Origin of the sequence: Xanthomonas albilineans (assembly GCF_002939705.1) — a bacterium.
Taxonomy (GTDB): domain Bacteria; phylum Pseudomonadota; class Gammaproteobacteria; order Xanthomonadales; family Xanthomonadaceae; genus Xanthomonas_A; species Xanthomonas_A albilineans.
Window position 1 is genome coordinate 1 of record NZ_MDCB01000144.1, and the last position, 257, is coordinate 257.

General features: G+C 61.1%; 1 protein-coding gene. It reads right to left on the reverse strand.

Annotated elements, in window-relative coordinates; translation table 11 throughout:
* On the reverse strand, positions 1-257 hold a 257-nt coding region (locus tag XalbCFBP2523_RS16145; RefSeq protein WP_146084180.1), incomplete at both ends, for a condensation domain-containing protein.

The window sequence follows — 257 nt, forward strand, 5'->3', positions numbered from 1 at the left end:
CAGCGCCTCGCGCCAGTATGCGGCCTGTTGTTGCAACACCTCGCCCGCCAGCCATTGCCGCTGCCAGCTCGCATAATCGGCGTACTGGATCGGCAACGGCGGTAGCGGATCGGCTTCCCCATGTGCAAACGCCCGATACAACACGCTCAGCTCGTTGATCAAGATCCCCATCGACCACCCGTCCGAGACGATGTGGTGCATGGTCACGAAGAAAACGTATTCGTCGTGGGCGAGCTGTACCAGCACGCCACGGATCA